At 72.6% G+C, this 21,306-nt stretch carries 27 protein-coding genes and 1 pseudogene; 14 read left to right on the forward strand and 14 right to left on the reverse strand.

Translation table 11 applies throughout. The features are described 5' to 3' along the window. Positions 1 to 6: 6 nt before the first annotated feature. From ACGFYQ_RS34475 to ACGFYQ_RS34485, 3 genes are read right to left on the reverse strand one after another with little or no spacing between them, the layout of a single operon-like run. Positions 7 to 1,419: a VWA domain-containing protein gene (locus ACGFYQ_RS34475; RefSeq protein ID WP_393750151.1), complete on the reverse strand. Its 1,413-nt coding sequence runs from the start codon at positions 1,417 to 1,419 to the stop codon at positions 7 to 9. Further along, positions 1,416 to 2,834, reverse strand: a complete 1,419-nt coding sequence (locus tag ACGFYQ_RS34480) for a hypothetical protein (RefSeq protein WP_393750152.1) — start codon at positions 2,832 to 2,834, stop codon at positions 1,416 to 1,418. Before ACGFYQ_RS34480 ends, ACGFYQ_RS34475 begins: the two co-directional genes overlap by 4 nt. Beyond that, the gene (locus ACGFYQ_RS34485) at positions 2,804 to 3,271 is read right to left on the reverse strand and encodes a hypothetical protein (RefSeq protein ID WP_393750153.1); all 468 of its coding nucleotides are present in this window, start codon (positions 3,269 to 3,271) and stop codon (positions 2,804 to 2,806) included. Before ACGFYQ_RS34485 ends, ACGFYQ_RS34480 begins: the two co-directional genes overlap by 31 nt. 241 nt (positions 3,272 to 3,512) lie before the next feature. On the opposite strand from ACGFYQ_RS34485, the gene ACGFYQ_RS34490 reads away from it, so the two are divergent. Beyond that, entirely contained in the window at positions 3,513 to 3,911 is a 399-nt protein-coding gene (locus tag ACGFYQ_RS34490; RefSeq protein ID WP_393750154.1) for a DUF4440 domain-containing protein, read from the forward strand. Between the two features lie 120 nt (positions 3,912 to 4,031). Next, positions 4,032 to 4,727 (forward strand): annotated as a pseudogene (locus ACGFYQ_RS34495) (serine/threonine-protein kinase); the annotation flags it as partial. A 183-nt stretch (positions 4,728 to 4,910) separates the two neighbouring features. On the opposite strand, the gene ACGFYQ_RS34500 reads toward ACGFYQ_RS34495, so the two are convergent. The 3 genes from ACGFYQ_RS34500 to ACGFYQ_RS34510 all read right to left on the reverse strand — a co-directional run bounded on the left by ACGFYQ_RS34500 (position 4,911) and on the right by ACGFYQ_RS34510 (position 7,538). Beyond that, positions 4,911 to 5,915 carry an MASE1 domain-containing protein gene (locus tag ACGFYQ_RS34500; protein WP_393750230.1) on the reverse strand — a complete coding sequence of 335 codons (1,005 nt, stop codon included), beginning with the start codon at positions 5,913 to 5,915 and terminating at the stop codon, positions 4,911 to 4,913. Between the two features lie 62 nt (positions 5,916 to 5,977). Further along, positions 5,978 to 6,811, reverse strand: a complete 834-nt coding sequence (locus ACGFYQ_RS34505; protein WP_393750155.1) for a PP2C family protein-serine/threonine phosphatase — start codon at positions 6,809 to 6,811, stop codon at positions 5,978 to 5,980. A 106-nt stretch (positions 6,812 to 6,917) separates the two neighbouring features. Continuing rightward, positions 6,918 to 7,538 (reverse strand): DinB family protein, encoded by a 621-nt coding sequence (locus tag ACGFYQ_RS34510; protein ID WP_393750231.1) that lies wholly within the window; start codon positions 7,536 to 7,538, stop codon positions 6,918 to 6,920. 99 nt (positions 7,539 to 7,637) lie between these two features. Between ACGFYQ_RS34510 and ACGFYQ_RS34515 the strand changes: the two genes are divergently transcribed. Beyond that, positions 7,638 to 7,892 (forward strand): hypothetical protein, encoded by a 255-nt coding sequence (locus ACGFYQ_RS34515; protein WP_393750156.1) that lies wholly within the window; start codon positions 7,638 to 7,640, stop codon positions 7,890 to 7,892. 73 nt (positions 7,893 to 7,965) lie between these two features. Further along, positions 7,966 to 8,124 carry a DUF6126 family protein gene (locus ACGFYQ_RS34520; protein ID WP_393750157.1) on the forward strand — a complete coding sequence of 53 codons (159 nt, stop codon included), beginning with the start codon at positions 7,966 to 7,968 and terminating at the stop codon, positions 8,122 to 8,124. A 144-nt stretch (positions 8,125 to 8,268) separates the two neighbouring features. Here the strand turns inward: ACGFYQ_RS34520 and ACGFYQ_RS34525 are convergent, their stop codons facing one another. Further along, positions 8,269 to 8,577 (reverse strand): hypothetical protein, encoded by a 309-nt coding sequence (locus tag ACGFYQ_RS34525; protein WP_393750158.1) that lies wholly within the window; start codon positions 8,575 to 8,577, stop codon positions 8,269 to 8,271. Positions 8,578 to 8,811: 234 nt separating this feature from the next. Here ACGFYQ_RS34525 and ACGFYQ_RS34530 point away from each other — a divergent pair, with 234 nt between their 5' ends. Beyond that, complete coding sequence (locus ACGFYQ_RS34530; RefSeq protein ID WP_393750159.1) at positions 8,812 to 9,792, forward strand: hypothetical protein; 981 nt, start codon at positions 8,812 to 8,814, stop codon at positions 9,790 to 9,792. A gap of 3 nt (positions 9,793 to 9,795) precedes the next feature. Here the strand turns inward: ACGFYQ_RS34530 and ACGFYQ_RS34535 are convergent, their stop codons facing one another. Together ACGFYQ_RS34535 and ACGFYQ_RS34540 are read right to left on the reverse strand one after the other, a co-directional pair. Beyond that, positions 9,796 to 10,932, reverse strand: coding sequence for an MFS transporter (locus ACGFYQ_RS34535; RefSeq protein WP_393750232.1), 1,137 nt, complete (start codon positions 10,930 to 10,932; stop codon positions 9,796 to 9,798). An 87-nt stretch (positions 10,933 to 11,019) separates the two neighbouring features. Then, entirely contained in the window at positions 11,020 to 11,178 is a 159-nt protein-coding gene (locus tag ACGFYQ_RS34540) for a hypothetical protein (protein ID WP_393750160.1), read from the reverse strand. Positions 11,179 to 11,278: 100 nt separating this feature from the next. Between ACGFYQ_RS34540 and ACGFYQ_RS34545 the strand changes: the two genes are divergently transcribed. Continuing rightward, complete coding sequence (locus tag ACGFYQ_RS34545) at positions 11,279 to 11,476, forward strand: hypothetical protein (protein WP_393750161.1); 198 nt, start codon at positions 11,279 to 11,281, stop codon at positions 11,474 to 11,476. Here ACGFYQ_RS34545 and ACGFYQ_RS34550 read toward each other — a convergent pair whose 3' ends face one another. Then, positions 11,477 to 12,067, reverse strand: coding sequence for a hypothetical protein (locus ACGFYQ_RS34550; RefSeq protein ID WP_393750162.1), 591 nt, complete (start codon positions 12,065 to 12,067; stop codon positions 11,477 to 11,479). 113 nt (positions 12,068 to 12,180) lie between these two features. Between ACGFYQ_RS34550 and ACGFYQ_RS34555 the strand changes: the two genes are divergently transcribed. After that, complete coding sequence (locus ACGFYQ_RS34555) at positions 12,181 to 13,422, forward strand: monooxygenase (protein WP_393750163.1); 1,242 nt, start codon at positions 12,181 to 12,183, stop codon at positions 13,420 to 13,422. 14 nt (positions 13,423 to 13,436) lie between these two features. On the opposite strand, the gene ACGFYQ_RS34560 is transcribed toward ACGFYQ_RS34555, so the two are convergent. Both ACGFYQ_RS34560 and ACGFYQ_RS34565 read right to left on the reverse strand, forming a co-directional pair. After that, complete coding sequence (locus ACGFYQ_RS34560) at positions 13,437 to 14,699, reverse strand: hypothetical protein (RefSeq protein WP_393750164.1); 1,263 nt, start codon at positions 14,697 to 14,699, stop codon at positions 13,437 to 13,439. 60 nt (positions 14,700 to 14,759) lie between these two features. Continuing rightward, entirely contained in the window at positions 14,760 to 15,053 is a 294-nt protein-coding gene (locus ACGFYQ_RS34565) for a hypothetical protein (RefSeq protein ID WP_393750165.1), read from the reverse strand. Between the two features lie 225 nt (positions 15,054 to 15,278). Between ACGFYQ_RS34565 and ACGFYQ_RS34570 the strand changes: the two genes are divergently transcribed. After that, positions 15,279 to 15,902, forward strand: coding sequence for a class I SAM-dependent methyltransferase (locus ACGFYQ_RS34570; protein ID WP_393750166.1), 624 nt, complete (start codon positions 15,279 to 15,281; stop codon positions 15,900 to 15,902). A gap of 31 nt (positions 15,903 to 15,933) precedes the next feature. Here the strand turns inward: ACGFYQ_RS34570 and ACGFYQ_RS34575 are convergent, their stop codons facing one another. Beyond that, complete coding sequence (locus tag ACGFYQ_RS34575) at positions 15,934 to 16,782, reverse strand: SDR family oxidoreductase (protein WP_393750167.1); 849 nt, start codon at positions 16,780 to 16,782, stop codon at positions 15,934 to 15,936. 89 nt (positions 16,783 to 16,871) lie between these two features. Here ACGFYQ_RS34575 and ACGFYQ_RS34580 point away from each other — a divergent pair, with 89 nt between their 5' ends. Both ACGFYQ_RS34580 and ACGFYQ_RS34585 read left to right on the forward strand, forming a co-directional pair. Continuing rightward, positions 16,872 to 17,339: a MarR family winged helix-turn-helix transcriptional regulator gene (locus ACGFYQ_RS34580; RefSeq protein ID WP_393750168.1), complete on the forward strand. Its 468-nt coding sequence runs from the start codon at positions 16,872 to 16,874 to the stop codon at positions 17,337 to 17,339. Between the two features lie 137 nt (positions 17,340 to 17,476). Continuing rightward, on the forward strand, positions 17,477 to 17,836 hold the full coding sequence (locus tag ACGFYQ_RS34585; protein WP_393750169.1) for a UBP-type zinc finger domain-containing protein: 360 nt from the start codon (positions 17,477 to 17,479) through the stop codon (positions 17,834 to 17,836). Positions 17,837 to 17,846: 10 nt separating this feature from the next. Here ACGFYQ_RS34585 and ACGFYQ_RS34590 read toward each other — a convergent pair whose 3' ends face one another. Continuing rightward, entirely contained in the window at positions 17,847 to 18,794 is a 948-nt protein-coding gene (locus tag ACGFYQ_RS34590; protein WP_393750170.1) for a DUF5996 family protein, read from the reverse strand. 147 nt (positions 18,795 to 18,941) lie between these two features. On the opposite strand from ACGFYQ_RS34590, the gene ACGFYQ_RS34595 reads away from it, so the two are divergent. The 4 genes from ACGFYQ_RS34595 (at position 18,942) to ACGFYQ_RS34610 (ending at position 21,301) form a co-directional block, all read left to right on the forward strand. Beyond that, complete coding sequence (locus ACGFYQ_RS34595) at positions 18,942 to 19,454, forward strand: pyridoxamine 5'-phosphate oxidase family protein (RefSeq protein ID WP_393750171.1); 513 nt, start codon at positions 18,942 to 18,944, stop codon at positions 19,452 to 19,454. Between the two features lie 309 nt (positions 19,455 to 19,763). After that, positions 19,764 to 20,171 carry a VOC family protein gene (locus tag ACGFYQ_RS34600; protein ID WP_393750172.1) on the forward strand — a complete coding sequence of 136 codons (408 nt, stop codon included), beginning with the start codon at positions 19,764 to 19,766 and terminating at the stop codon, positions 20,169 to 20,171. Positions 20,172 to 20,265: 94 nt separating this feature from the next. Further along, complete coding sequence (locus tag ACGFYQ_RS34605) at positions 20,266 to 20,496, forward strand: DUF6296 family protein (protein ID WP_393750173.1); 231 nt, start codon at positions 20,266 to 20,268, stop codon at positions 20,494 to 20,496. Between the two features lie 184 nt (positions 20,497 to 20,680). Next, positions 20,681 to 21,301: an L-threonylcarbamoyladenylate synthase gene (locus ACGFYQ_RS34610; RefSeq protein WP_393750174.1), complete on the forward strand. Its 621-nt coding sequence runs from the start codon at positions 20,681 to 20,683 to the stop codon at positions 21,299 to 21,301. Positions 21,302 to 21,306 lie beyond the last annotated feature (5 nt).

Raw genomic sequence — 21,306 nt, forward strand, 5'->3', positions numbered from 1 at the left:
GCCTTTCTAAGCGAGAAACGTCTTGAGTTCGTGGACGAGCTTGCGGATGTGGCCGGAGAGCACCGGCGTACCGAGGTCCTTGAAGCGCTCCCGGAACCACGGGTTGACACTGCCGCGGCCGGAGCTGGTCACCGAGCCGACCGGGATGAACTTGGCTCCGGAGCGGTGGATGGCGGCCATCGACTCGAACAGCGGCTCGGTCTGCCATTCGTAGAAGTCGGAGATCCACACGACGACGGTGTTGCGGGGCTCCGCGATCTTCGGCTGGGCCAGCGCCATGGCGACCGTGCCGTCGGTGCCGCCGCCGAGGTTGGTGCGCAGCAGGGTCTCGAAGGGGTCGTGGACCCACGGGGTGAGGTCGAGCGCCTGCGTGTCGTACGCGATGAGGTGGACGTCCACCTTCGGCAGCCCGGCGAAGATCGACGCCAGGATGGTGCAGTTCACCATCGAGTCGACCATCGACCCCGACTGGTCCACGACGACGATCAGCCGCTGCGGTGTCGTCTTGCGGGCGGTGTGCCGGTAGTAGAGGCGGTCGACGTACAGCCGCTCCTCGTCCGGGCTCCAGTTGGTGAGGTTCTTCCAGATCGTGCGGTCGAGGTCGAGGTTGCGGAACACCCGCTTGGGCGGAATCGAGCGGTCCAGGGCGCCGACCGTGGCCTTCTCCACCTGGGTGCGCAGTACTTCGGCGACCTCGTCGACGAAGCGGCGGATCAGGGCCTTGGCGTTGGCCAGGGCCACGCCCGAGAGGTTGTTCTTGTCCCGCAGCAGCTGCTCGATCAGTGACATGCTCGGGGTCAGCTGTGCGGCGAGTTTGGAGTCGGCCAGCACCTCGCGCAGGCGCATCCGCTTGACGAGGTCGGCCTCGATGGCGCCGAGTTCCGGGCCGATCTCCGGAATCAGTCTGCTGAGATCGGGCGTCGTGCCACGCCCGCCGGTGCCGGTCGGGCCGACTCCCCTTCCCGCGCCCGCTCCCCCGGCGCGGCCGCCGCGCAGCTCGCCGGGCCCGCACCCGAGGGCGCGCTCCAGCCAGGCCGCGTCGGACTGCCAGCGCGTCAGCTGCCCGGCGGTGACCGTGCCGGAGCCGGAGGCGAAGACGTTCAGCAGCACCTTCGACACCAGCGCCGCGCGCCGGACTTCGGCGGCGCGGTCGCGTGCACCGCCCTCGTCCGGCTCGGGCGCCATCAGACCGTCGAACTCGGCGGCCAGCTCCGGGTGTCGCTGCACGACGGAGTCGACGGAGGCCTGCGGGTCCAGCAGCGAGGACGGCAGACCGATGTCCTCGACGACGGCGAGGCTCGCCGATTCCAGTGCGGCCTGCTCCTCCGGGTCGAAGAGGCGGGCGAGGAGCCGCCAGTACAGGACCTGCCGACGGTTCTCGTCGGGGTCCACCGCGGGTCCGGTCATGTGCTCCGTCATTTCCGCAGCAGCCTTCCGGCCCGCTCCCGCAGCACGGCCACGGCATCGGTGGCGGCCTTCTCGGCCCTGACCCCGGCCTTGTCGGTGGTGCCCCCGGCCCAGCCTCCGGCGTGGATCGCGACGGCCTTCTTCCGTACGGTCGTCTCGACGGCCAGCGGCTGGATCCGGTACGTCCCCGCGTCCCAGCGGAGCAGCCCGATGCACGCCCCGGAGGCCGCGACGGCTTCGGGGGTGAGCGGTCCGGCGGTCGGGATCCGGTCGGTGTCGACGGCCAGCGGGTGTCCGGCGACGGTGAACGTCAGTGCGTCGTCCTCCGTCTGGGCGGCGTAGCCCTCCAGGAACACGGGTACGGAGATACGCGCCGGGTGCCGGTCCAGCGGTGCGGTCGGTGCCTCGGTGGCGGTCGGCAGGGCGACACGGGCCGTGGCGAAGGCGTCGGCGGGCTCGCCCGGGCGTGCGTGCCCGTCGCTCCAGACCAGGTCGCCCTCCGCGGTGGCCGGCATGTCGGTGATCTCCATCGAGCGGCCCTCGCCGACGGCTGCCAGGAGCGACATGTGCGGGCGGAGCAGCTGCCAGAGGCCGGCTCCGACGACCGTGTCGGGCTTCGGCACCGACACGCCGGCACGCACCAGACGGGGCGCGCCGCCGTCCGCGGGCTCGAACACCGCGTGGACCTGGGCCTGTACGGCGGTCGCGTGCTCCTGCACGTCGACGCCGAGGGGCAGCAGCCGGCCGGTGACCGTACCGGTCAGGTGCGCATCGGCCGCACCCGGCAGCGTCAGCAACATCGCGCGCGACCACAGGTCGGCCCAGCGGCGTGCCGGTACGCGCTCCAGGGTCGCGCCCGGGCAGGACGCGGCGAGTTCGGCGGCGAAGCCGTCGAGGAGCGTGGCCAGGCGGCGCAGCGCCGGGTCCGGAAGCATCGCGGAGACGACCTGCGCCGACCCGGAGACCACGTCGTGGTCGATGCCCTGCCATCCGGTGCGCGCCAGGTCGCAGAGCCAGGAACGGGCGGCGGCGAGCAGGTTCACCGGCTGCCGCTCACCCGGCGCGGGGAGGCTCTCCTCGCCGCGGGGGCGGCCGGTGGCCTCCTCGACGCGGGTCGTCAGCGCGTCGTGGACGGAGCCGAGGAGTGCGGTGCGGGCGGCGGCGAGGGCGAGGAAGTGGTCCTCCCCCGCTGCTCCGGCGGCCGCCTTCTCGGCCGCCTCGGCGACCGTGGAGGCCAGCGGCGTTCCCGCGACGGCGTGGGCGAGTTCCGTCAGGCCGGCGGCCTGGGCGGGCTGGGGACGGAGCAGACCGGCGACGAGGGCCCGGTCGAAGGCGTCGACGGCGGCCAGGGCCTCATCGAGCCCGGAGACGGTTTCGGCGAGCAGGTCCGCGCGCATCACGCCACCGCCCTGGTCGGCGGGAACCACTGCATCTCCGGCAACGGCGTGGTGGTCGGCGCGAGTTCCAGGTAGGCCAGGTGGCGCAGGAACCGGCTGAAGACGGGCGCGGCGGCCTTGGTGTCCCCCTGCGGCGGACGTGCGCTGATCATGTCGGCGGTGATGCTCTGGGCGCTCGGCTCCCCGGCGGCGGCCTCGACCCTCAGGTAGCGGGCCACGCGCTCGGCACCGTACTGCAGCACCGCCTCGGTGATCAGGGCACGGATGTGATTGCAGAACGAGCCCCGTGCGCCACCGCAGGGCCGGTTGTTGTTGGTGCTGCAGGCGAACGCGTAGCTGCCGGCCGCCACCGACGAGACATAGACCCGCTCTATGTCCGAACCGCTGGACACCACTCCCTGCACGCGTCCGTCGGCCAGCTCGACGAACGGGACCTTGGCGAGCTTGCGCGGCCGCGCGGGTGTCATCACCCGGGCCGTGCTCGACCTCTCCCAATCTGACAACGCACCATCTCCTATGCACCAAGGGGGCGTCCGAGCCACATCGGCGGGACACGACTGAACATAGGCGCGACCACTGACAACGCGGGTCGGCGCAGGCGTCGGGCGGCGCAGGCGCCTCGGGGCAGGCCGGCGGCGAACAGCGTCACGCGCCCCGGCTCGCCGAGACCGCCTCTACCGGGCGCCCCTCCGGTGTTACCGTCGCGCCATGTCCAAGACCGAGATAGACCAGGTGACCGCCGAGTTCTTCGGTGCCTTCGACAATCGTGGCGGCAAGTCCGCCGATGTCGCCCGGATCCGCCGACTCGTCCTCCCCGGTGGCGTGATCGTCAAGACCGGCCCGGATCTCACGGCCTACACCGTGGAGGAGTTCATCGAGCCCCGAGAGAAACTGCTGGCCGACGGCCGGCTGGTCGAGTTCTCCGAGTGGGAGACCTCCGAACGGACCGAGATCGAGGGCGACATCGCGTCCCGGTTCGGCGAGTACCGCAAGTCCGGAGTCCTGGACGGCGAGCCGTTCGAGGGCAGCGGGACCAAGACCATCCAGTTCGTCCGCACCCCGGAGGGCTGGCGCATCACGGCGTTCGCCTGGTACGACCGGCCCTGACGCCACGTCCGGGGCTCGGCCCTGGCCCTGCGTTCCCTTCGCGATCACTCCTCTGCTCTTGTGCCCGCCGGGTAGGCGATCGACGCGTGGCGGACGAGCAGCAGTGGAGCGGAGCGTGCGGTGCCGACGGGGGATGCGAACGACGGAGAGCTGGTCGGCAAGGTCCTCGGAGGCCGCTACCGGGTAACCGCGATGGTCGGGCGGGGCGGCATGGGAGTCGTCGCCCGGGCCGTTGACGAGCTGCTCAACCGGGAAGTCGCGGTCAAGGTACTGCGGGCCTACACCGACGCTTCCGCCGCCGAACTGGCCGATCTGCGCGCCCGGATGCAACGGGAGGCGCAGGCCGCCGCCCGGATCCGGCACCGCGGCGTGGTCACCGTGCACGACGTGACCGACGACGAGGGCCTGCCGGTCATCGTCATGGAACTCGTCGGCGGGCCTTCGCTCGACGACGTCCTGACGGAACGCGGCGCGCTGGAGCCGCACGAGGCCGCGGCGATCGGCGCCGAGCTGATGGACGCCCTGGACGCGGCGCACCGGGCCGGCGTGCTGCACCGGGACGTGAAGCCGGGGAACGTGCTGCTGGAGCCTGGCGGCCGGGTCGTGCTCACCGATTTCGGCATAGCCAGCATGGAGGCCTCCGACGACGACGCCATGGCCAAGCTGACCCGCAGCGGTGAGATCGTCGGGTCCCCCGACTATCTGCCGCCGGAGCGCGCGCAGGGCAGGGAGCCCGGTCCGGCCTCCGACATCTGGCCGCTGGGCATGACGTTGTACGCGGCCGTGGAGGGCACCTCGCCGTTCCGCCGCACCTCCCTGGTACGGGAACAAGTGGGCCTACGTCCGGATCGAAGGCACGAAGACGTCGGGCTGGATGTCCAACGACAACCTCACGCGGCAGAACGGACCGTCGACCCCCTGCTGATGGCGACCCCCTGCTGAAGTCGACCCGCCGATCACGAACCGGTCGGCGTCCGGGGCGGCGGGCCGGATGCAGGGCTATCCGCCACCGCCGCGCGGCCGCGGACGGTCCTCCTCTTGCGGCGGCCAGCTGGTCGCCCCCCTCCCCGGCGCCAGCCGGTCCACCACTTCGGCCAGTTCCTGACACGCCTGTTCGATCCTCAGGCGGATGGAGTTCTGCTCGGTGACGAGCGCCGACAGCAGCAGCGAGGTCAATGCCGCGCAGCCGTTGAGCGCCTGGAGGTTGGCCATGGCCTCGACCAGGGTGTGGTCGTCGAAAGGACCGCTCTGGTCGATGGCCGCCGCGTTCGCCATCACGGAGACGAGCAGCATGCAGGGCGCGCTCCCCTCCAGCTGGAAGCGCAGGGCGGCCCAGATGAGGAGCGGGAAGACGAGGAAGAGCAGCGCCAGCTGGCTCGTGGTCGCCAGGAGGGTGACGGCAAAGGCGGAGACCAGCAGGACGGCCGCTTCGACCCACCGGTAGGCGTCCTGGGGCAAGGTGGCCCTGCGCAGGACCAGGAGCAGCGGCGTGATGACGAGCACGCCCATGGCATCGCCCGCCCACCACGTCCACCACACGGTCCAGAAGCCGCTCTGCGGCAGGCTGTCGGCGAGTACCAGCACCCAGGCTCCGACGGTGGCACTGATCAGCATCGGCGCCAGGCCGCCCAGGAAGACCAGGGCCACACCGTCCCGGAACCGGTCCAGCTCGATGTGGAAGCCGACCCGCCGGAGCATCAGGCAGGCGCAGACGGGAGCGAGGGTGTTGCCCGCGGCGATCCCGAAACCGACGAGGTCGATCGGGCTGATCGACTGGATGACGAGGCAGGCACCGAGGGCGATCCCCGGCCAGACGCGGATCCCCATCCAGAGCAGGCAGGCGAGGGCGATACCCGTGGGCGGCCACAAGGGCGTGGCGGTCGCGCCCTCGATCACCACCTGCTGGAGCAGGCCGACCCGTCCGCCCGCGTAGTAGGCGACGGCGACGGCAAGGATCCGGAGCACCGCCAGGCACAGACGTCGGAAGGCCTCGGTGCGCATCACTTCATCAGACAACAGCACGGGCCCGCCGAGGGAGCGTGACACGCGCTACGGCGCGCTCCACGTCATCCGGCTCGGGCCCGAACGGCCTCATGGCGCAGCACGAGCACCGCGGCGTCGTCCTGGTGGCCGGTGGAGTCGGCGACCTTCATCACCTCGGCGGCGAGGTGACCGGGGTCCGTCCCGGCTCCCGTCCTGACCACCTCGGCCACGCGCGCCAGGCCCGCTTCGATCGGGAACGACGGGCCTTCGACCACGCCGTCGGTGACCAGGACGAAGGAACCCTCCGTCTCCAGGCGGCGTCGGGTCACGGCGTACTCCGAACCCGGCAGCATGCCCAGCGGCAGGCCGCCCTCGTCCTCCACGATGCCGTGCTCGCCGTCGATCGTGGCCCAGACCCCGGGCACGTGGCCGGCGCGGGCGCTCTGGATCTCCCACGTGGCGGGGTCGAAGCGGAGGAACGTGCAGGTGGCGAAGAGATCGCAGTCCACGGAGAGCAGCAGGTCATTGGCCCGGCTCAGTACCTCGCCCGGGTCGGCGGCGGCAGCGGCCACCGCGCGTACGGCGATCCGCACCTGCCCCATGAAGGCGGCCGCCTCGACGTCATGGCCTTCCACATCACCGATGGAGAACCCCAGAGCGCCCCCGGGCAGCTGGAAGCCGTCGTACCAGTCGCCGCCTATGCTCAGGCCGTGACGGGCGGGGGCGTACCGGGCCGCTGCGCGCAACCCCGGCACGCCCGGGAGCGAGGCGGGCAGGATCTCCCGCTGCAGGGCTTCGGCCAGCTCCACGCGAGCCCGCTGGAGCTCCGCCCCTTCCCTCGCCTGGGCCGTGAGCCGCCCGAGTCTGGTCAGCAAGTCGTCCGCGGTCACCGACCGCGTGGACCTATGGGGGGTCATGGACCGCTCCGGGGTACGCCCGCTTCAGGGCCTGGCACAAAAATCCACGTTCATCGTATGGAGGGAACCGGCTGATCGCATCACGAGCGCCGCCCCGCCAGGGTCCTCACCGCTGTCGTGCGCGGTGGAGGTCGCGGAGCAGGGCGATCTCGGCGCCGTGGTGCAGCAGCTCCTGGTTGACCCACCACGCGATGTCGATGAAGGGTTCCTCCGCGTCGCTGCCGTGCGGGTACGTGCAGTACCCCACGGTGTCGAGCGCGGCGTCGTCGACGCTCAGCAGTGCCTTGCGCCAGGCGGCGGCGCCGGTGTCGAAGGCCGCGACGGCCTCCGCGGCGCCCCCGCTGACGGGGTGGTCGTCGCGGGTAAGAACGCGGCTGCCGGCCGTGTGGTCGGCGCGCAGGGTCAGCATTTCGCTGAGGTGGCTCAGGCGCCACGCGATGGTGGTGAAGGGCGGCGGCCAGGGGTGCGGGTACGCCGCGGCGTCGCGCCCCCAGTCCCCTGCGCCGGCCAGGAGGGTCGCACGCGGCCCGGGCCCGTCCGTACGCCGCCGCACCGACCAGCAGCCCGGCACCGGCTCCCAGAAGAGCTCCTCGTCGGTCATGGGGCCGACCTCGGTGTCCGACCCGTCGCCGCTGTCCATGACGGGCCCGGTCATGCGGTGGGTGAGGCGCTCGCGCGCGAAGTCGAACTGCTGCAGCAGCGGGGCCAGGCGGGGCGGGATCACGATCGCTGAACTCCTGTAGAACCGCCGGCCCTCGGGGCCGGTCTGCCGACGCGCCAGCCTGTCAGAGTCGGCACGTCACCGCGACTCATTTCCAGTCGGCCGGTGAGGTTCCTGGTCGACCTCACCGCCGGGCTGACGGTGCGGAAGCTCGCGCTCGCCCTCGGCGCCGGTACCCGTGGGCGCGGGCGCCGCCGCGCGGCGGCGCGGCCTGGCCGGTGCGTCCCTGGCCGCGCTCGTCGTGACCGCCGTCCTGGCCGTCGTCGACCGGCAGCGGTCGGCATGGTCCCCGCGGACGGCCTGGTCCAGGCCGGCTGCGACGCGATCGCGGAGCAGCAGTGGCACCTCACCCGAGGCTAGACTTGCAGAGTTCTGCAATTCGCGAGTTACGGATTCCAGGCCCCCGGACGACGAGAAGCGGAGAGCAGCAGTCATGACGGACGACAAGCCCGAGAAGAACGCGGCGGCGGAGCACGAGAATTGGAAGGAGAAGGGCGTCGCACTGCGCGCCTTCTTCTACATCTTCGGAACCCACGTGTTCGCCGGGTTCATCTGGCTGCTCTTCTACCTGGGCCAGCACGCCCAGAAATGACGGCATCGGGCACACCCCCGTACCGACCGCTGCCCGGCAGCACACCACCGTGAGGAGCGGTACCGGTCACCGCCCACGGCCGGGCGGGCTGATCCGGAAGGGACGCCCCCGTGCCGTCCCTTCCGGATCACGTGGTGCCCGGGCTCAGCGGGTCTGGACGGACATGCTGGTCGCGCCGATGCCCCTGGGGCATTCGGCCTTGTTGTACTCCCAGCGCCAGGGCGCGCTGCCGTACGTGCGTCCGTTCGCGCACTTCACGGTGACCTTGACGTCGACTCCGGGACAGCTGGCGTGGGCGCGGCCGCGGTCGGTGTAGTCGATCCACTTGGAACAGGCGGCGGCCTGCGAGCCGGTGCCCGTGCCGGTGGGGGCCGCGGTGGCCACCGCCGGGAGCACGAGCCCGGAGAGTGCCAGTCCCGCTGTGGCCACGGTCACGGCGAGGATCTTCTTCATCTGTGTCTCCGCTCTGCCGTCGAGGCCGGGTCGCCTCGGACGGCGGCAACTCTCGCCAAGCGGCCGGGACCGCGACAAGGCCGTCCGGGCGTCCCGTCGCGTCCCGGACAGGGAGGCGCTGTCCGGACTGGTCGGACGGCTGTCCCGGACATCGGCGCGATCTGGTCTTGGAGGCCGCGGGGCGGTCCGGCCAGAGTTACCCGCAACGTCGCCGGAGCCGGTCGGGAGGGTCGCGTGGACATCACCCCGGAGCACCATCCGCCACGGGCTCCGGTCGGCCCGGTCACGGCGGCCGCGTACGTCGCCGCGCTGCGCGGGCTGAAGGAGCACAGCGGCTTGAGCCTGCGGCAGTTGGAGGCCGAGGCGGCGCGGCTCGGGTTGCAGCTGTCGCGGAGCACGGTGGCCGGTGCGCTGGCACGCGACACGGCGCCACGGGAGGACGTGGTGGTCGCGCTGCTCCGGGTGTGTCTGGCCGACCGGGAGGAGGCGGTCGGCGAGTGGCTGGCCGCGTACCACGCGCTGGAGGACACGGACCGCCCGGCGGAGCCGCCGACGGACCGGCCGACGGACCGGCCGGGCCTCCGGCAGGGGTGGTGGCGCAGCCACGTGCGCTGGGTCGCGGGGGCCGTGGTGCTGCTCACCGTGGCCGCCCTGCTGCTCACCGGCGCGCTGGTACGGGGGCAGGCCGGTGCGGACGCCGGTGGGACCCGGCGGGACGGCCCGCGGCACGCCTCGGGGGCCACGGGGAGTACGGGGACCACGGATGCGGCGGTCGCGGCCGGGCCGGTACGGATCCGGGCGAGCCGCTCGGGCCTGTGCCTGTCCGAACTCGCCGACGGGGACGGCTCCCTGTACCTCGACGCGTGCGCGGCGGCGTTCCCGCCGATGTCCCTGGTGCCGGGAGCATCCGGCACGCACCGCGTCCAGACCCATCACCCGGTGGCGGGCATCGGATGCATGGGGATCATCAACGCGTCCAAGGAGGCCGGCGCGCGGGCCGGGGACGACTACTGCACCCCGCACGACTGGATCGAGTTCCGCATCGAGGCGGTGCCCGAAGCTCCGGGCCGGCAGTTCCGGATCGTGCCGACGCACACCGGCATGTGCCTGACCGTGGCACAGGACGCCGTACGGCTGCGTACACCGGTTCAGCAGTCGCCGTGCACGGCGCGGGACGCGGAGGGACAGCGCTTCCTCATCGAGCCGGTCACCTGACGCCTACCCGGCTCCCGCCCCACCGGTCGCCGGCCGCCGGAGCAGGTAGACGCCCGCGATCGAGACCAGTACGGCCATGCAGCCGATGAACACCAGCCCGGCTCCCTCCAGGCCGATCGGACCCGCCAGTACCCCGACGCCGATCACCGGCACCGAGATGCCCGCGTACGCCACCACGAACAGCGTCGAGATCACCGCCGCGCGCTGCTCGGGGGGAGACGCCCCGGCCACCGCGGCCAGCGCCCCGCGAAACGCCAGCCCCTGCCCGGCGCCGCCGACGACCGCGCTCAGCACCACCAGCGCCAGCAGGTCCCACCGCAGCGCGCCCGCGAGCAGCGCCAGCCCGGCGAAGAGCCCGGCGCAACCGATCGGCAGCGACCGCTGCACCCCGACGCGCCCGACCGCGAGTTGGCCGGCGGTCGAGGCGAAGAAGGCCAGCGCGACGACCAGCCCGCTCACGGCGTGGTTGTCGACGCCCAGGGACTGCGCGAGGAACGCCGGGCTGACCGACGTGAACACCCCGAACAGCGCGAACCCCACGAACGACGCGATCGCCGCGGGCCCGAACACCGCCCGCACCTGCGCGGGCAGGCCGGGCCGCTGCGGCCGTACGGTGCTCAGCGGCCGCCGCTCCCGGACGGTCTCGGGAAGCCGCAGCAGGACGGCGGCCGAGCCGGCCACGAGTACGAGGTGCACGACGAAGGGCAGGTACAGCGGCCAGGGGGCGTACTGGGCGAGCACCCCGGCGAGCAGCGGACCGCAGCCCAGCCCGCCCATGTTGGCGGCAGTGGCCACGAACGTGGCCCGGGAGGCGCCACCGGACGGTGCCAGCTCCATCACGTACGCCGTGGCGGCCCCGGTGAACAGGCCGGCGGAGAATCCCGACAGCAGCCGCCCCGCGTACAGCCAGCCCAGCCCGGTGGCGCACAGGAAACAGGCGGCGCTCGCCGCCGCGAACCCGAGGCCCGCAAGCAGCACCGGCCGCCTGCCCACGGCGTCCGAGGCGTTGCCCACCAGCAGCAGTACGCCGATGACCCCGAAGGCGTACACGGCGTACACGACGGTCACCATCAGCTCGGAGAACCCGAACTTCTCCTGGTAGAGGCCGTAGAGCGGGGTCGGAAGCGTGGTGCCGGCCATGCAGACGGCGAACACCGCACCGCCGAGCACACACGGGCGCCACCCTCGGCGAATGCCGGCGGCCGAACGGGACGTCGACGACACGACCTAGGACCCGGACCCGGACCCGGACCCGGACTCGGTGCAGATCGGGATCGTCGCCGCAGTGGTCGCCGCCACGACCGCCGCGGCCGCGCCCGAAGCGGCGTACGCGGCACCCCACTCCTGGCCCGACCGCATCATGAACTCCTCGACGCTCTCGCTCATTACCGCTCGCCTCCTCCCGGCCCGCCGACCATAACCCCCGGCAGGTGACGAAACGGTCACGCACCGCCACAGTCGGGGCCGCAGAATCGTTGAGCCACGTATGCACGAGACGACGTTCGCCGCCCAGGACAGAGCCAGGATCCCGCGACCGCCCGGGCCGTCCCCGGCCGAGTCCGGCTCCCCGATCTACGACCGGCTGGTGCGTGAATGGATGCGCGCCGGCCGTACGGTCCCCAGGCCGACGGGCCCGGCCGGGTGGAAATGGGCCGACGACCAGGACTGGTTCGGCCGGGCCTGATCACGACGACGCCTCCGGGGCGCGCCTTCGCGCGGCGATCACCGTGCTGAGGGCGAGGAGAAGCACGGCCCAGAACACGGCACTCCACGGCGAGGTCTCCCCCTCCACCGCCGGAGACACCCGGCGCCGGGGATCGTAGGCGACCCGGACCTCCTCTCCCACGGAGGCGATGGGACGGTCGTCCTTGAGCTCGACGGGGTAGCCGCCGGGACACCGCAGCACGAGCCGGTACACGGTCTTGCCGGAGGGAGCGCCCTCGCCGAAAGAGTCCTGGACCTTCGTACGGACCTCGCCCACGACACAGGTGGTGACCGCTCCCCGCGCCGCCGTCTGATCCGCGGCCGCCACGGCCAGCAGCATGCCCACGGCCAGCAGGAGTCCGCCGAAGAGACCGCCACTGCCGCCGACGCGTACGAAGTACGCCACACAGGCGGCGACGAGCAGGACCGTACCGACCGCCAACGCGGCGGGGGTCGGAGGCGACGAAGGGCCCGCGTAACACCAGTGGGCCCAGCCGAACACGGCCGCCGCGGCGACGACGGGCAGGACCGCGACGAGCGGCCACGCCCCCTGCCCTTCCACCCCTGACATGAACTCCGCCCCAGGAGTGAGACGCCCGCCACCCCGCCCCGGTTTCCGCTCCGGGGCCGCGCCGGATCGTGTGGCGCCCCCGGGCAGCGGATCACGGGGAGCAGGAGGCGGTTATGCGGGGCGGAACGGTCGCCGTGGTCGGCGGGAGCATCGCGGGCTGCGCACTGGCCACGGCGGCGGCGCGAGCGGGCGCCGGTGAGGTCGTGGTGCTGGAGCGCACGCGCGGGCGGCTCGCGGACCGGGGCGTGGGGCTGTGCATCAACAACGAGCGGGCCGGCGAGCTCGGCGCGAGCGGGGCGTTACCCGAGGGGATCGCCGCGCACCGGCTGGAGCGGCGCCGCTGGGTGGTCCGGGACCCCGAGGAGGCGGCTGGGCGGGTGATCTGGGAGCAGCCGTTCCCGTTCCACTCCTACCACTGGGGCCTGCTCTGGCGCGGGCTGCGGGAGTCGGTCCCGGACTCGGTGGTCTACCGGCAGGGCGAGACGGTGACGGGCGTGGCCGGAATCGGGACCGGAACCGGTGCCGCGGCCGCAGAGGTGCGGCTCGCGGGCGGCGGCGTCGAGACGTACGACCTCGTCGTCGGCGCGGACGGGTACCGCTCCGTGGTCCGCGAGGCGGTCTGCCCCGAATCCCGGCCGCACTATGCCGGATACGTGTGCTGGCGGGGGAACTTCGACGCCGCGCGGCTGGCAGAGATCGGCGGCGGTGCGGACCCGGCAGCGGACTCGGCCCCGGACGCGGTCACCACCGTCTGCTTCCCCGGCGGTACGTGCGTCATCTACCGCATCCCGGGACCGGACGGGCCCCGCGTGAACTGGGTGCTGTACGCCCCGCCACCGCTGGACGGACGGCTGCGCTTCGACGACCCCACGAGCTTCCCCCCGGGCGCCCTGACCCCCGAACTCGCCCGGCAGCTCCGCGCGTTGCTCGACCGGGAGTTCCCGCCGTACTGGGGGCGGGCGCTCGGGCTGACGGACCCGGCGGACACCTTCGTCCAGCCCATCTACGACCTGGAGACCGCGCGCACCACCGCGGGCCGGCTGCTGCTCGTGGGGGACGCGGCCAGCGTCGTACGCCCGCACAACACGAGCGGAGCCGCCAAGGCCCTCCAGGACGCCACCGCCGTCGCCGGCATCTGGCGCCGCTGCGACTCCTTCGAGGAACTGCTGCGCGGCTATCAGGACGCGCGCGGCGCCGCCGGACGGGAGCTGGTCGCGCTGGCCCGCCGGCTCGGCCGCGCCCAGGTCGAGCGGACCCCGGCCTGGGCGGCCATGCACCCTCGCGATATGCAGACCTGGTGGCAGGGGCAGCTCGGCGGCGCCCCGGGGATCGGTGGCCAGGCCATGACCCCGTAAATCCTGACCGGCCGTCAGCGGTGGCTCGGTGCGCGGTGCAGGAGTTCCAGCCGCTGTTGTGCCAGATGCAGGTACTTGGGATCGACCGACGGCAGCGAGCGCAGCAGGTCCATGAGTTCGGTGCCGGCGTCGCGGACCGCCGCCTCGTCCTTCAGCTGCGTCCAGCAGTAGAGGGCGCCGGCGGCCGCCGCGTGGACTTCGGCCGCGTCCGGGGGCTGGTAGGCCAGCCGGGTCCGGCCGACGCCGGTCCACAGCCGGGTCGCCAGCCGGAAGTCTCCCGCCATACGGGCGAGATCGGCGCGGATCTCCACCCACTGGACCGTCTCCGGGGAGGTGAACCCGTACGTCTGCAAGGCGTGCTGCTCCCATGCCCGCGCGAGCGTCGCCGCTTCCAGGTGCCGGCCGGAGGTGGCCAGGGAATGGATGTGCGGCCGCGGGTCCTGGACGGCCGCGGTCACGGCGGCGGTGGCGGTGGCGGCCGGTCGAGGACCCAGTGCCGCTTCCCGCTGCCCGACCGGGACGGCCTGGTGGGACGCGCCGTCAGCGGTGCGCCCCGGAACCGGAACCGCAGCCGCAACCGGAGCCGGAGCCGGAGCCGGCGCGCCGAGCTCGCGGGCGGTGGGCAGGACGAGGGCACCCGGCGGCAGCGCGGCGGCGCCCACCGCGAGGACGTGCAGCTGCAGGTTGGCCGGCCGGGACGGGCTGCTGCGGAGCTGGTCGATCCAGTGCCGCGTATAGCTGCTCACGACGTTCCCGCCGCCGGCGAAACCGGGCGGGGAGACCACTCCGTACACCTCGGCGGAGGGAGAGGCGGGCAGGCTGCCGTACTCCTGCAGCAGCGGCCACGCCGCCTTGTCCGCCGCGAGGTCGAGCAGCACGGTGGTCAGCCCGGGAGGGCGGGCGCCCAGCTCCGCGCCCAGCCACTCCCAGGGCAGCGCCGTGTAGCGGACCGAGGCGTCCGTCGTCCCCGCCAGGGCGAGGTGGAGCCGACGGCTTCGGCGGTCGACCGTGAGCCGGCCCGACAGGTAGACGAGCAGCGGTCCCGGCGTGGCAGCGGCCGTACGCAGCCGCGTCAGCGCCGTGTTCGGGTCCCGGACCCCGTCCAGATACGTCGTGTCGCTGGGAACGCCGCTGTTCAGCAGAGCGGAGACGGGCACCACCCCGAGCGCCGCCAGGTTCGCACTCGGCGCCACCTGAACCGTGCGGCGACGCACGGCGGCATCCCCCGCGACGAGAAGTACATGCCCCCGCTGCTGCGTCGGACCGATGATGTGCATGAACAGACGGTACTCACATCCTCCGGTACCCGAGGCCGCACCCCGGGCCATCGTTCGCGTTCACAGCCCGGCGACGGCCTCCACGAACCGTTCGACGCCGCCCTCGGCCGCCGTCAGGAAGAGATCGGGCTCGATCAGTTCCAGCTCCATCACCACCGGGGACCCGTCACCGGCCGGCGCGAGGTCGACCCGCGCGTACAGCAGCGGTCCGCCCGCCGGGGTGCCCACCGTGGCGAGCGCCGCTGTGGCGACGGCCGGTTCGGGCGCATCGGGGACGTACCCGGCCAGGTCCGGGTGGGGCACGCGCGTGTTGTCGACGCGGCCGGTGTCGGTGAGCACCGGCCCCTTGCGCATCGCGTGGCGTCCTTCTCCCTGCCGAACTTGTCCGTGGCCAGCGCCACCCTCTTCACGCCCGAGTCACCCGCACCTGAACCCGTACGCGTCATACGTCACCTCCCCGAACGGCCTGCTCCGCCCACCCTACGGAACCCCGCCGGGGCGGCGGCAGGGCCGGCGTACCGCTCCGGTGCCATGCTGGGATGGGACGGGAGGGGAGGGGACGGAGACACGGAGGCAGCCATGGGGTTCTACGCCGACCAGGTCCTGCCGAGGATCCTCGATGTCGTCTGCGGGCTCAAGACGGCCCGACCACTGAGACGCCGGGTGTGCGTGGGTCTGACGGGCGACGTCGTGGAGATCGGCTTCGGTACGGGCCACAACATCCCCTTCTACCCGCAGGCCGTGACCGGCGTGGCCGCGGTCGAGCCGTCCGATGTCGGATGGAGGCTCGCCGCCGGCCGCGTCAGGGCCGCGCGCGTCCCGGTACGGCGGGCCGGACTGGACGGCCAGTCGTTGCCCTTCGAGGACGACACCTTCGACACCGCCCTGTCCACCTGGACGCTGTGCACCATCCCCGACGGCGACGCGGCCCTGCGTGAACTGCGGCGCGTCCTCAAGCCGGGCGGGACCCTGCACTTCCTCGAACACGGGCTGGCCCCCGCGGAGGACGAGAACGTACGCCGCTGGCAGCGACGGCTCGAACCCGTCCAGAAACGCGTCTTCGGCGGATGCCACCTCACCCGCCCGGTCGTCGACATGCTGACCGGCGCGGGGTTCCGGATCGAGGAACTCGACGTCTTCTACGAGGAAGGCGCCCCCAAGCTGCTGGCCGCGGACTCCCTGGGCGTCGCCCTGTCTCCCTAGCTCTCCCCAGATCCCCCCAGACCGGGTCCGGTCAGCGGATCCAGTCGCCCGTCTGGGTCTGGACGGCCGATCCGTCCAGGTCGGAGAGCTTGGCGGCGACGAACTCGCGGGCCCAGTCGGAGGTCTGCACCCGGAAGGCGGGCTTCTCGGCGGTCAGGGCTTCGACGATCGGAGCTGCCGCCTCGGCCGAGGTCTGGGCCTCGGCGAAGGTCTTCATCGCGCGGTCGACGTACGCCTGGAGGGCCGGGGCGTACGGGCCGGCGGCGGCGAGCATCGCCGGTACGTCCACGCCCACGCTGGCGACGAACTCGCTGGCCACCGCGCCCGGTTCGATGACGGTGACGCCGACGCCGACGGTCGCGGCGACCGGGGCGAGCGACTCCATGAAGCCTTCGACCGCGAACTTGGCGGCGCAGTAGGCCTCGTTGAACGGCTGGCCGATCACACCGCCGACGCTGGTGACCGTGATCACGCGGCCCTGCGAGGCGCGCAGGTGCGGCAGGGCGGCGCGGGTGACCTCCACGACGCCGAAGAAGTTCACTTCCATGGTCGCGCGGACGTCGTCGACCGTGCCCTGCTCGATCGTGCCGACCCGGCCGGCCCCCGCGTTGTTGACCACCGCGTCGAGGCGGCCGTACTCGGCGAGCACCTCCTCCAGGCAGCCGGCGACGGAGCCGGCGTCGACCACGTCCAGGCGCTTGACCGCGACGCGGTCGGAGACGCCCGCCTCGGCCGCCGCGCGGCGGAGCGGGCCGGCCTTTCCGGTGTCGCGCATGGTCGCGATCACCTGCCAGCCGGCCTGCGCGGCCGCCACGGCGGCGGCGAGGCCGATTCCGGAGGACGTGCCGGTGATCAGGACGGTCTTGTGGGTCGTGCTCATGAGGGGTCTCCAGACAGCGGTGAGTTTATGTGCGTGCACACACACCATAGAGATATGTGCGCGCACACGCAAACAGGTACGCTTCCCCCATGGCCCGTACCGACCTCACCATGGGTGACCTCACCTCCCGCGATCATGCCTTCTACGGTCTGATCTGGGCGGGCACCACGCTCGCCGCCCGGATCGACCAGGCCCTGTCACGGGCCCACGGCCTGCCACTGTCCTGGTTCGAGGTGATGCTCTGGCTGAACGGGCAGAGCGAGCCGGTCGCCGCCTCCGACCTGGGGGCCAAGACCCTGCTCAGCCGCAGCCAGGTCTCGCGCGTGGTCGACCAGCTCCAGGCCCGCGGACTGGTGGAGCGGCTCCCCTCCCCCACCGACGCCCGCTCCGTGTGCGTCGCGCTCACCGCCGACGGCCGCGCGGCCTTCGCCCGGGCCGACGCTACCCGGCGCGAGGCCCTGCGGGAGGTCTTCGACGACCGGCTCGACGACGCGGACATCCAGGCGCTGGAAACCGTATGGGCCAAGCTCAAGGGGCGTGCGGATCCGTCCGTGTGAAGGAGGAGCCGGCCCGCGCCCCCCGCCCGCGCACGCCGCTCCTGGCCGCATCGGGTCGTCGGCGTTCGTCTTACGATGGCAGGAGGCTCCGCCGGGCACCTGCCGGGAGCCTCGTCCCTCAGCAGGGAGGCACGTCCATGGCGCACGACCAGATCCCGGGTATCGATCCCACGGCGGTCCCGAGCGGCGACGGCTGCGTGGAGTGCCTGACGGGCGACGGGCCGGGGTGGTGGCTGCATCTGCGGCGGTGCGCCGAGTGCGGGCACATCGGCTGCTGCGACTCCTCACCCTCGCAGCACGGTACGAAGCACGCGCGGAAGGCCGGTCACCCCTTCCTGACCAGTTTCGAGCCGGGCGAGGACTGGTTCTGGAACATCGAGACCCAGGAGTACTACGAGGGGCTCCAGCTGCCCCCGCCCACCGAGCACCCGGCCTCCCAGCCGACCCCGGGCCCCCGGGGCAAGGTCCCCGCGGACTGGCAGGAGCACCTCCACTGACCGGGATCTGTCAGGTGGCACGCGGTACCGCCCGCCACGGGTCGGTGACGCCACCGGGACAGGCGAATCCGGCGGTGTCCCAGCCCGCCCGCCCGGCTCCGGCCCGGTACGCGCTCTCGTAGAAGTCGAGGACGGCGGCACGGGGATCGCTCTCGGCGCGGGCCGCGTCGTACGGCAGTACGGCCAGGTGGCCGGCGTTGTAGTCGGCCCAGCGCGCCGAAGCCGGCGTGAGCGGCTCATCGGTCAGCGCCGCGGGCTCGGGGGCGGTGTAGGAGTAGAACGCCGGCTCGCCCAAGGTGTCGTCGCCGAACCAGAACCCGAAGCTGATGAGTTCCCGCGAGTAGGCCTCCCTGGTCACCGGGTCGGCGTCGGACGGCGGGTCGACGTGACGCCCCGAGAACCGGGTGTGGGCGATGTCGAGGCTGTGCCAGAAGTGGTGTACCGGGCTGGCCTTTCCCGAGAATCCGGCCGCGAACTCCTCCAGCACCAGCGCGACCTGGCTGAGCACCTGCCAGTAGCGGTTGGCCTGGCCGGGATCGTAGGTCGCGTGCTCGGTGTCCTCGGCGAACGGCCGGGCGGAATCGGGCAGGTCGTACGGACGGGCGACGGGGATCTCCACCCGGACTCCCAGGGCGGCCAGCGCGGCGAAGACCTCGTGGTGGAAGGAGGCCACGGACTGTCCCGTGAGCGGGAAGGACATCGCCGTGCCGTCCAGCGTCGCGACGACGAGGCGGTGGTCGACGAAGTCGAAGTCGATGGTGAAGACCGGACCGCCGTCGGACCGCCCCGTCGGGCGCGTGGTCATACCGCGTCCGGTGAGATGGAACGGCACGTTCCACCAGTGGTTGCGCCGCACGCTCGTCGCGAGGCGGATCTTGCCGACGATCTGGGCGAAGCGGTGCAGGGTTTCCTTGGTGTCCCGCCACTCGGCGAGCGGGATCGGCGGGAACAGCTCCATCGTGTCCCCCTTCCTCGTGCGCCTGTCGGCACGCGCCCTTCCCATGATGGCCACCGCCCCCGCCCTCGGCACCTCGCCCGTGCCCGCGGTGGACGGCCGGGCCACCAGGGCACAGGCTGGAAGCCGACTGCGTCAGGAGGACACCCCATGCCCGACAAGGAACCCCGCACCGAGCTGGACGAGCGCTACAGCGACGAGCGGGCGACGGCCGTGCCGTGGTCGCAGGCCGTCACCCGGCTGGCCGAGGCGGAGCTGTACTGGCTGACGACCGTACGCCCGGACGCGCGGCCGCACGTCACCCCGCTGATCGGTGTCTGGGCGGACGGCGCGCTGCATTTCTGCACGGGCCCGGAGGAGCGCAAGGCCAAGAACCTCCGGGGCAACGCGCACGTCATCCTCACCACCGGCTGCAACGCCCTCCACGAGGGCTTCGACCTGGTCGTCGAGGGGGAGGCGGCCCGCGTGACGGACTCCGGCAGGCTGCGCGAGCTCGCCGCCGCCTGGGAGGCGAAGTACGGCGCCGAATGGCACTTCGACGTGGGCGACGGCGTGTTCGTCCATCCCGACGCGGGCGAGGCCCTGGTCTTCGCGGTTCCCCCGCGCACCGCCTTCGGCTTCGGCAAGGGCGGCTACAGCCAGACGCGCTGGCTCTTCTCCTGACACCCGACCCCGGGGCCGCCCGTCCGTCAGGCCAGGCGGCGGCGCGGCCACCTGGCGCTGCAGCCGGCCGGCAGCGGCCCGGAAACAAGGGGCGGCCCGGAAATGGCGTTGCCCCGGGCCCGGGACGCGCACTACGGTCACTCGCGTGACTGCCGGGTCGGCCATGGGCCATACACGAGTGGGACTCCCGGCCTCCGCGTGAGCGCGAGGCGGGCACGAGGCCCGCCGCTTCTCCGCGTCTTCGCTCCCGGCGCCCCGCGTGCGGCGCCCCCTCCCAGCGGATCCCAAAGACCCGGAGAAACATCACTGATGTCGTACGACCCGACGACGGCAACCGCCGTCCAGCTGAACCACATCGCCGTCTACGCCAGGGACCGGCGCCTGTCGGCCGAGTTCATCGCCGCGATCCTGGGGCTGGAGGTCGGCCGCCCGTTCGGGCCGTTCCTGCCCGTCGACCTCGGCAACGGCGTGACGATCGACTACTACGAGAAGCGCGACGAGCCGATCCAGTCGCAGCACTACGCGTTCCTCGTGCCCGTCGCGCAGTTCGACGCCATGATCGCCCGGCTGGAGGCGGTCGGCATCACCTATTACGCCGATCCGAGCCACACCGAACCCGGCCGGATCAACCGCCTCTTCGGCGGTCGCGGCGCTTACTTCGACGACCCGGACGGCCACAACATGGAGATCATGACGCGGCCCTACGCGCGCCCGTAGGGAGGCTGCTCACTCCCTGTGACCGCACGCCGATGCGGTCTCGGCGCTCGGCCCGCATGATGAAGCTGCGGGGCGGGCTGCCGAAGGGAGCGAAATGCACGCGGAGCGGTACGAGCTGGTGATCCCCGACGGCGTCGAGGACGGTCAGGACGTGGTGGTCGTGACCCGTACGGACCGCAGCGGCCCCGGCGGGCATCCCGTCTACTCCGACGAGACCGGCATCGTCCAGGCGGAGATCAGTGACCAGGGCGAGGTCCGCATGCTCCCGTCGAGCAGCCAGCAAGTACCCGCCCACGGGGTCCAGGCCCGCCCGCTGCCGGACTGACGGGGCACGACGCCCCGGGCCCGGACCGGTGTCCTCGCGGGCTCAGCCCGTGAGGACACCGGAGAGCGAGGTGACCGGGCCGCAGCAGCGCCCCCCCACCTGGTGAAACGGGGTAGGGGACGCCGGCTCCATGGCCGTCGGGCCGCGGCTCGGACCCGCCGTCCGATCCCTGTACGCTCGGTGGATGGCGAAGTACTTCGACGTGCACCCCGAAAATCCCCAGCCGCGCACCATCGGCAATGTCGCGGACAGCATCCGCTCCGGCGCGCTCGTCGCGTACCCCACGGACTCGTGCTTCGCACTCGGCTGCCAGGTGGGCAACCGCGACGGCATGGCCCGGATCCGGTCGATCCGGAATCTCGACGACCGGCACCACTTCACCCTCGTGTGCCAGAACTTCGCGCAGCTGGGTCAGTTCGTGCACCTCGACAACGACGTGTTCCGTGCGATCAAGGCGGCCACGCCGGGCCCGTACACCTTCATCCTCCGCGCGACGGGCGAGGTACCGCGCCAGCTGCTCCACCCGAAGAAGAAGACGGTCGGAGTCCGGATTCCCGACCACGTCGTCACTCAGGCCCTGCTCGCCGAACTCGGTGAGCCCCTGCTCTCCAGCACCCTGCTGCTGCCCGACGAGGACGAGCCCATGACGCAGGGCTGGGAGATCAAGGAACGGCTCGAGCACCTGGTGGACGCCGTTCTCGACTCGGGTGACTGCGGAACCAAGCCCACCACCGTCATCGACTACTCCAGCGGCGAGGCCGAGATCGTACGCCCGGGGGCGGGCGACACCTCGCGCTTCGAGTAGACCGG

The organism is Streptomyces sp. NPDC048258 (genome assembly GCF_043201995.1).
In the GTDB taxonomy this organism is placed as follows: Bacteria; Actinomycetota; Actinomycetes; order Streptomycetales; family Streptomycetaceae; genus Streptomyces.